Genomic DNA, 4,520 nt, shown 5'->3' with positions numbered 1-4,520 from the left:
CGCCGTCACCGGGCCGTGGAGTTCAAGAAGTTCCTGGTGAAGATAGACAAAGCCGTACCGGCCGAACTCGACGTCCATCTGATCTGTGACAACTACGCCACCCACAAGACGCCCGCGGTCAAGGCATGGCTCGCTCGGCATCCCCGTTTCCACACCCATTTCACGCCCACCGGCTCCAGCTGGATCAACCAGGTCGAGCGGTGGTTCGGACACCTGACCGACAACCTCATCCGCCGCGGCAGCCACACGTCCGTGCAGGCCCTCGAAGCCGACATCCGCAACTGGGTCCGGACCTGGAACAAGGACCCCAAACCGTTCACGTGGACCAAGACCGCCGACGAAATCCTCAACTCCTTAGCTGAATATATCGCCAGAATTTCCGGCGCAGGACACTAGGTGATGACATACCCCCGTACGGTCCAGAGGCCTCACGTGCTGGGCTAGAACCGTCGGCGTCAACCCGGCGCTGATCGCCTGCGATGTCACGGCTTGCAGCCGCTTCCACCCCGTGGGGTGGTCGTCCATCGCCACGTGGACGACGGCGTCGTATATGTCCTTGGCGATGGCCTCGAAATGACCCGCGGGGTAAGCCTCCTCCCCGAATCGGCGCAGGGACTCGGCGCTGAAGAACGCTTCACGCTGATGGCGTAGATGAGGGCCGGCCGTGGGATGCTGCGCGACCCGGTCGACTGTGTCGGCGCCGTCGCGCCAGTGCTCGACATAGACCTCGATGAGCTGCTGCACGTACCGGGCCTCGCGAGGCTCTGGCTGCTCCGGCGGTTCCATGGCCGCCGGGCGGGTCCGATTCTCCGGCGGGAAGCGCGTCACCCAGAACGCAGTGGTCTTGTGCTGCTCGAGCATCTGCTTCATGTCGACCGTCTGGAACATCTCGAACGACGTGCTCGCCGCCAGTTCCTCGACCTCGCACCTCAACGGCGAGGGCAGATCGGTGATGACCTTGTCCGTGGTGTCGCGCAGTGCCTTCACGAAGACCTCGCGGGTACCGACCGGACTCAGCAAGGCCTGCCGCAGACTGGGGCCGATCGACGGGGCGACGAACGTGTAACGCTCCGGCACGACGAAGTGGCCGGTGACCACGCCCGCGAACATCTTCCGGATCTCAGACGCGGCGGTGCTCCAAGCCAGCGTTCCCTTGTAACGCTTGCACTGGTAATTGTGCCAGGGGCCCTCCAGGCCCTCGGGCGTGAGGAGTGCGGCTACGTCGATGCCGTGGTCGCCCGCGCCTCCCTGGCGTTCCACCCGCATGTACATGCTGTCCAGCGCGGGAACCCACTCCTCGACGAACCTCTCGAACTCGTCAGGGCTGTAGGAGAAAACGATCTGCTCAGGTGACGGCATAGCTGGAAACTGCATGCTCATCGGGTAGTTGAGGATGAGCGACGCTGGGCCTGCCGACTCGAGTCCTCTCTGGGTTGCCTGGCTCGGATCCAACTTCTCCCCCTGAGTTCCGCCGCCACTTCCCGCAAAGGACCCATTAGAAGTATCACCGTCGCGTTGTTCACCAAAAGACCACAGCCGAAAGAAGTGAAGCCAAGCCGGAGTCTTGGGCCCCGGGGCGCTACGTCTTCGGCAGCGTGGCAGATGGGTGCGACAGCGGTGGGCGGTGGGCGACGGCGCCCAGGTTGCCTCCCGCAGCCCCCGGCCCACATAAAACCCGTTGCGCCTCGGCCGCAGGCGGGTGTGGATCATGCCAAGGGGCTGAGGGACATTCCATTCTAGCCTTCGCACGCCAATTCGTGGGTAAAGATGTACGATGCTTCACCCTCTCTGTATTCATCAGAACCGATTCATCCAGATTTGCACTCTGGTGTGCTGTCGGATGCGCCCTGAGGATGGGAGCTTCGGGGGCAGCGTTCCCTCTGTGTCCATGGGGGAGGTGGGGGATGACGTTGGTGCCTTGGCGCGTCACCACGCGCGATCGCGATGTGCCGTCGGACCGGCCGACGGTTCCTGAGGTTCCGGAGGACGGCCAGTTCGACGCGCCGCAGTCGGCGACAGCGAGCGGATCGCCGCGGGCCCGCTGCGCGGAACGGGATCAGGTATCCGCGGGGAACCTCGTGACGCGGCGCATGGCGGGAGCCGTGCATGCGCGAGTCGACCGCATCGGCCAGGCGCGCGACTGGCTGGGCCGATGGGGAGACCGGCTGCAGGGCCGGGAGCCGCGACTCATCCGAACCCTGGACCCGAACACGGGCGACAACCTGGCCCGGTGGGTGCTGGACAACGTGCTTTGCGCACAGAAACGCCCCGTTCCCTCGTTCGGGTTCTCCTTGATCCCCGTTCTCGTCCACAGTGCGGCGGCCCGACGTCGGTGGCGTCTGCGGGCCGCGGCACTGGTGTCCGCATTTGTAGGTCTGAGCGTGCTGCGTCCGTGGGGGTTGACGGCGGTCATCGTCGCGGCGCTGCTCTTCCAGTTCACATGGGGACCTCGCGGGCGGGCGGTCCTGCGTTGGGCGTTCAGTTCCGTCGTGTCCACGGTGCTTCTCGTGGCCGCGGTCCTCGGGCTGTGGACGGCTGTCCGCCCGCACCTACCGTTGATCGTCGAAGCCATGCGGGACGGGTCTCGCCTGGCACTGGAACTGCTGGTCGCGGCCACGGTGGTGGGGCTGCTCGACCGCTGGGCGGCCTTGGCCCGCCTGCGATCCCTGCGGCCTGGGTGTGAGGGGATGGGGTGTTCGCCACGCCTGGCACCGTTCACCGCGAGGAGGGTCCGGGAGTGTGCGGTCACCGAGATGTGGCAGACGATCGCCTACCGCGCTGAGCGGCGGACCGACCACTTCGTTGGGGGCGGCGTCGATGCCTGGCGCAGGGGCGCTACCCGAGTCCAGCTTGCACCGGCGGGCGCCGACGGTGAGGAGAATGGGAACGAATGGACGGCAACCGAAGCCGACGACCCGCTCTCCAACGAGGTTCGGAAGTTCGAGGCGGACGAACTGCTCGATGCAGTGCGGCAGGAGTTGGAGTACCTGAAGGGCAAGCTGGTCCGAACCCATACTCTGCCGAACTGCGACGTGGCCGAGTTTCTCGCCGTTCCCCAGAACCGGTGGAGCGGGCTGCCGTACCGGGCCGTCGACACATGGCCGGAGATCACAGAGATGCTGACCGAGGCTCGGCAGCCGCCCACGGGGCACTTCTCACGCCGGTACCTCGCTGCCCAGGTCGTCAGCTGGGACGGGCAGATCGTCGTCACGGTGTTCGCGCACGCCGCACTGGAGGGCAACACCCTCCACTTCGTCACTCGGCCCCACATCCTGGCGCCTCTGAGTCCCTGGGCGAACCTGCAACCCGCAGCGGGGCAACGGTTGGTGACGGAGATCGCCAAGGCACCGCTGCATGCCTGCGGCGACACCATCGCGCTCGCCGTCCGGCTGTACGGCTACCTGGGCCGCGGCCTGAGACTGCTGGCCCCTGTGGCCCTGGCCGCAGCCATGTCCCCGCAGAAGGACGACGGGCTCCCGATCAGCCTGCGAGAACACTGCGGCCTTGAGGAGACCGAGGACATGCATCAGACCGAGGACGTCCAGCGGTATGTCTCGATCCTCCAAAGTCGCATGTTCCAGACCGTCACCGACTTTTTGGCCGACCACGGGTACGAGACGGCCGAGTTCCGCAGGCAGGTCGTGAGCTTCACCCAGAACTTCATCTCCGGCGATAACAACCAGGTCAACACCGGCTCATTGGGCGGAGGCATGAACCAACAAGGCGGTGCCCCGGCAGAGCCTCAGTAGAGAGGACCACCATGCCTATCAGCAGAGGACAGGACCGCGGAAGCGGCGGCATTCACATCACGGGCGCCGGCAACCAGGTCAACACCGGCAGGGTCCGTGGCGACATGCACAACATCCACATCTCCGGAGGACAAGGCGACGATCCGCGGCTGCTGGCAGCACAGGCCAAACTCGCCGAGCTGACCATCGCGCTGGACGCCCACGCCGCTGAGGTGACCAGCATTGACGGCTGCCGCCTCGCGGTCTCGCGCATCGACGACGAGCTTCGCAGCCCGGCACCTGACGCCCGCCGGCTCACCGAGATTCTGGAGATGCTGAACCACGTCATCGGCCCCGTCACCGCCGTCACGACCGTCGCGGAGGCGCTGAAGACGGCTGTCGACGCACTGTTGGGGTGAGCGGCCACTCGCCAATGTCGGGCCGTTTTTTCTTCAGCGGGTCCGGAGACTCCAGCTGCCGAGCGGACCCAACGGCTCCCAGCCGAACTGCGGCAACAGTCCCAGTGTCAGCTCTGTGGACTGAGAGGGCGTTTACTTAGGCTTGTTCGGAAAAGTGCATTTCGTCGCTGACCTGCTTTGCGGTGATTCGAGCGGCACGCGGGTTTCGCATCCTCCTGCCGCTCGGAGGCTGCCATCCGTTTCGCTCGCTTCTACCGCTGGAAGTCCATCTGGTTTGAAGATGCGGCAGAACCTCCTGATGATCAGCGGAACACCGGATTCCGGCCTGCTCGCGCCAACGCTACGGCGTGAGTCAGCGGAAGCCGTACCCCAG

General features: G+C 65.6%; 4 protein-coding genes. 3 read left to right on the top strand and 1 reads right to left on the bottom strand.

Features of this window, described 5'->3' with window-relative positions; all coding sequences use genetic code 11:
* Window positions 1-396: IS630 family transposase (locus tag ADY01_RS37685; protein ID WP_049576637.1), on the top strand; the 396-nt coding region annotated here is incomplete at its 5' end.
* On the opposite strand, the gene ADY01_RS33210 is transcribed toward ADY01_RS37685, so the two are convergent.
* On the bottom strand, window positions 355-1,380 hold the full coding sequence (locus tag ADY01_RS33210; RefSeq protein WP_234320513.1) for an ABC-three component system protein: 1,026 nt from the start codon (window positions 1,378-1,380) through the stop codon (window positions 355-357). The two genes, ADY01_RS37685 and ADY01_RS33210, sit on opposite strands and share 42 nt — an antisense overlap.
* A gap of 524 nt (window positions 1,381-1,904) precedes the next feature.
* Between ADY01_RS33210 and ADY01_RS33205 the strand changes: the two genes are divergently transcribed.
* Together ADY01_RS33205 and ADY01_RS33200 are read left to right on the top strand one after the other, a co-directional pair.
* Window positions 1,905-3,749: a hypothetical protein gene (locus tag ADY01_RS33205; RefSeq protein ID WP_234320512.1), complete on the top strand. Its 1,845-nt coding sequence runs from the start codon at window positions 1,905-1,907 to the stop codon at window positions 3,747-3,749.
* Between the two features lie 11 nt (window positions 3,750-3,760).
* Complete coding sequence (locus ADY01_RS33200) at window positions 3,761-4,147, top strand: hypothetical protein (protein WP_234320511.1); 387 nt, start codon at window positions 3,761-3,763, stop codon at window positions 4,145-4,147.
* Window positions 4,148-4,520 lie beyond the last annotated feature (373 nt).

Origin of the sequence: Streptomyces sp. SBT349, assembly GCF_001083795.1 — a bacterium.
Taxonomy (GTDB): Bacteria; Actinomycetota; Actinomycetes; order Streptomycetales; family Streptomycetaceae; genus Streptomyces.
The sequence above is the reverse complement of the archived record's forward strand: the minus strand, read 5'-3'. Positions and strand labels throughout refer to the sequence as shown.

What these genes read in the sequence shown, in the direction of transcription:
- ADY01_RS33205 (WP_234320512.1), top strand. Translation starts at nt 1,905, where the DNA reads ATGACGTTGGTGCCTTGGCGCGTCACCACGCGCGATCGCGATGTGCCG.
- ADY01_RS33210 (WP_234320513.1), bottom strand. Translation starts at nt 1,380, where the DNA reads ATGAGCATGCAGTTTCCAGCTATGCCGTCACCTGAGCAGATCGTTTTC.
- ADY01_RS33200 (WP_234320511.1), top strand. Translation starts at nt 3,761, where the DNA reads ATGCCTATCAGCAGAGGACAGGACCGCGGAAGCGGCGGCATTCACATC.